Annotated in this window: 1 protein-coding gene and 1 pseudogene; both read right to left on the minus strand. The window is 63.2% G+C overall.

Annotation, left to right across the window (positions count from 1 at the left end):
* Positions 1–452 (minus strand): annotated as a pseudogene (locus VMR03_RS03830) (NADP-dependent oxidoreductase); the annotation flags it as partial.
* A 27-nt stretch (positions 453–479) separates the two neighbouring features.
* Positions 480–2396: an alkyl/aryl-sulfatase gene (locus VMR03_RS03835; RefSeq protein WP_325402457.1), complete on the minus strand. Its 1917-nt coding sequence runs from the start codon at positions 2394–2396 to the stop codon at positions 480–482.
* Between the last annotated feature and the right edge of the window lie 267 nt (positions 2397–2663).

The raw sequence follows: 2663 nt of genomic DNA on the forward strand, positions 1-2663 counted from the left end.
GCCTTCGGCTGGCCCAGTTCGAGCAGGCCGAAATAGGCGGTGAGACCCGTCATGCCGCAGGCGCCCATCATCGCGGTCAACGGCACGGGCAGGCCCTTCGGGATGACGCCCATGCGCAGCTCGGGCTTTTCGCCGGCGATGGTGTAGTCCTGCCAGCCGACGAGGCCCGAGACATGATCGCCGACCTTGTAGGCGGACGTGTTCGATTTCACGACAACACCGATGCCGCCGCCACGCATCACCGCGCCGAGTTCGACGGGCGGCATGTACTGGTCCATGTCGCTCATCCAGATCCGGTTCGTCGGATCTAGGCTGAGGTAGAGCGTGCGCACCAGCGCCTCGCCGGCGCCGGGCTCCGGGATCGGCGCCTCGACGAGATCGAAATCGCTCGTCTTGATGCGACCGGACGGGCGCGACTTCAGGCGGAACTGGCGATTGACGTCGTTCTTCATTGTCTCTCCCGATCTTCTTCTTGCGCGTTACGGCATCACGATTTCGAACCAGAAGTCGAAGACGTCGAGAAGCTGGACGAGATCGTCCAGTGCCGCCGCTTCTCCTTCGACTTTCGCCGCCTTTGCAGCGACAAGGTCGGCGAGCGTCTTCTCGCGCAACACGATTTCGGCAAAGGCCGTTCGCGTCAGCGCGATCGACGCATTCGCCTTCGCATCGTTGCGTCCGCGCCGGTGATGCAGCACGGCATTCTCGAGCTTCAGCAGATAGGTCTCGCCCGTGTCCGTGAAGGACAGATTGAGCGCCATGCGCCGCGCGGCCGCCTTCGGCCCGTTGAGGCGCACGGACAGCGAGTCGAGCAGTTGTTCGGCGGGGAGCGCCTTCACCTGCCCGTTCGCGCCGGGGCGCGGCGTCGGCGACGGCGGCCGCGGGTTCCGAAGCTCCATCGCACCTGTCAGGTAGAAGCCGCGCCAGGGCCCCGATTCCGCCTGATAGCCGAGCTGTTCGAGCGCGTCGGCCTGCAGATGCCGCGCATCGGCATTCGAGGGATCGGCGAAGACGAGATGGTTCACGACTTCGGCGACCCAGCGGAAATCGCCCTTGTCGTAACTCTCGCGCGCCTTGCGGAGCACCGCGTTGGGCCCGCCCATGAAGTCGACATAGCGTTTGGCGGCCTCGACCGGCGGCAGCGGATGAAGACGCGCCGGGTTGCCGTCGAACCAGCCGAGATAGCGCTGATAGACCGCCTTGGCATTGTGATTGAGCGTGCCGTAATAGCCGCGCGAATACCATTCGGAGGCGAGCGTCGGCGGCAGGGCGATTTCTTCCGCGATCTCGAGCGGCGTCAGTCCGTGGTTCGCGAGCCTCAGCGTCTGGTCATGCACGAATTTGTACATGTCGCGCTGTTTCTCCAGAAAGGTGATTGCAACCTCGCGGCCCCAGCGCGGCCAGTGGTGGCTGGCGAAAAGGACGTCGGTATCGCCGCCAAAAAGATCGATCGCCTCGTTGATGTAATAGCTCCAGGACTTCGCATCGCGTACCTGAGCGCCACGCGGTGTATAGATGTTGTGCATGTGGCAGGAGCAGTTCTCCGCCATGCAGAGCGCTTTCATCTGCGGAAAGAAGAAGTTCATTTCCGCCGGGGCCTCGGTGTCGGGGGTCATCTGGAAGACGATCTCGATGCCGTCGACGATGAGTTTTTCGCCCGTATGCGCGATGAGCTCGTTCGGCGGCACAAGGCTCACCTGACCGAGCGAGACCGTCTTGCCGAGGCCGGCGTCGACGTGACCCTTCTCTCCGCGCGGCAGAAGCGCGCCGTACATATAGGTCGCCCGGCGGCCCATCGCGTTGCCGGCAAGCACATTCTCGCTCACGGCTTCCTCGAGAAAACCTTCCGGCGCGATGATGCGCACGTCGCCGCGCGCCAGATCCTCGTCCGTCAGCACGCCCTTCACGCCGCCGTAATGGTCGACATGGGAATGGGTGTAGATGACGGCCTTGACCGGACGCTCGCCGCGATGCTTTCGGTAGAGAGCCAGCGAGGTGCGCGCCGTTTCCGACGAGATCAGCGGATCGATGACGATGATGCCCGTGTCGCCCTCGATGAAGGTGATGTTCGAGAGATCGAAATTGCGGACCTGATAGATGCCCTTGGTCACCTCGAAGAGACCATGGATCGCATTCAGCTGCGCCTGACGCCAGAGGCTCGGATTGACCGAGCCGGGTGCGGCGCTCCCCTCGGTCACGAAGGCGAAGGTCGACATGTCCCAGACGGGAAAGCCCCCTTCGTTCAGCGACTTCGCGTCGGGGATCGTATCGATGAAGCCGCGCCGCGCGAGCTCGAAGTCCTCGCCGGTATCCTTCGGCAATGTCGTATGCAGATGCGCGTGCGCGCGGCAGGTTGCCTCCGTCGCCTCCTTGGGCGCGTTCGCGATCGGCTTGTCCATGGTCCCCCCTTTTTCCTAAGCCGTTCCGGCTCTTTGGGCGGAGAGTACAACCTCGCGACTGCCGCACAAAGCCTTCTATCGGCGGCGACGCGATCGGCGGCTAAAGGGTAAAGACGGCAGCGTGAAAGATCATCGCGATATCCGTGTCTCCAACCGTCAGCGGCGCAAGAAGAGTTTCGGCGGTGATATAATGCTTTCCCTTGTGATGAACGGGCCCGGTGATGCGGACCGGCCCTTCCGTTTCAATGACGAGCTTCGCGAACATCT

The organism is Parvibaculum sp. (assembly GCF_035511255.1).
Lineage (GTDB): Bacteria > Pseudomonadota > Alphaproteobacteria > Parvibaculales > Parvibaculaceae > Parvibaculum.

Coding starts and splice junctions, on each gene's coding strand:
- VMR03_RS03835 (WP_325402457.1), bottom strand. CDS start 2,396: ATGGACAAGCCGATCGCGAACGCGCCCAAGGAGGCGACGGAGGCAACC.